Origin of the sequence: Streptomyces prasinopilosus, from assembly GCF_001419695.1 — a bacterium.
GTDB classification, from domain to species: Bacteria; Actinomycetota; Actinomycetes; order Streptomycetales; family Streptomycetaceae; genus Streptomyces; species Streptomyces prasinopilosus.
In genome coordinates this window covers 1-998 of sequence record NZ_LIRG01000032.1, presented here as the reverse complement: position 1 = coordinate 998, position 998 = coordinate 1, and the positions used below count along the sequence as shown (strand labels likewise).

The following is a 998-nucleotide window of genomic DNA, read 5'->3' as shown; positions in this document are numbered from 1 at the left end:
AGCACCGGCCCGGGACGCCCCCCGGGGGCGGCGTTCGTGACCCGGCGGGCGTCCCGGGCCGGTGCTCAGCAGGCGTCCCGGATCAGCTCGGCGAGATCGTGGTCCAGGTCGAGCTGGAGGTGTTCCAGGCCGGCCGGCACGAGTTCGCCGGTCGCCTCCAGGAACCGCCGTATCTCGCCCGAGCGGACGTGCACGACGGCGGTCCCCTCCGGAGCGTGGAACTCCAGCACGGTCCGGTCGTAGCCGTACGGCCGCACGCGGACGTCGCCGTGGCCCTCGGGCTCGTCCAGTCCCGCGGTGAGCAGCTCGCGGGCGAAGGTCCAACAGACCTCGACGCCCTCCAGGGTGGCGGGAGCGGGGAAGGACATGCGGACGGCGAACGGATCGCTCCGGTCGTAGTGCAGAGTGGCGGGAATACTCGCCATCCGCGGCGCGGCGGCGACGAGACGGGCCTCGACGGGCTGCTCGATGACGGTGGACAACGCCTTGCTCCCTCGTGACGGCTGGACAGCTTCCGGGCGGATAGGGCGGGCTACTCAAAGAGACGACGGAATCGGCCGATCCGTGCCCACCGGAACAGCGTGACCTCCGTCACCGCCTTCCTGCGCCGGTGTGATCAGGCTTCCCCGGGACGGGTGTTGCATGCGGCATGTGCGGGGTGCCGTGCACGCCGAGGGCCCGGGAGACCCCGCAGGGGCCGCTCCTCCGGGCCCCGGCGCCGGCACGCGGACAAAGCCCACGACCGTGCCGAGCACCGGGCGTGCCCCGGTCGCGCACGCGTCGACCGGCCGGACTGCCGGGCGCCGCCGGGGTGCCGACGGGGAGGCTCGGGTCACGACGCGGCGTGGTCGGCGAGCGAGGGCTCCGGCAGGCCGAAGGCGCTGTCCGCCTCCGCGGTGACGGCGGCGGGGAGCCGGGCGTCGTCCCGGCAGGCGAGGGTGAGTTCCCGGATGCGCTGGAACAGGGTGCGGTGCACGGCGCCGAGCAGGGCGGCGGCG

1 protein-coding gene is annotated in these 998 nt (G+C 74.7%); it reads right to left on the bottom strand.

Going from position 1 to position 998, the window contains the following annotated elements; all coding sequences use genetic code 11:
• Positions 1-65: 65 nt before the first annotated feature.
• A complete protein-coding gene (gene ssgD, locus AOK18_RS02065) occupies positions 66-482 on the bottom strand; it encodes a spore wall synthesis regulator SsgD (protein WP_055574588.1) in 417 nt (138 codons plus the stop codon).
• Positions 483-998: the final 516 nt, after the last annotated feature.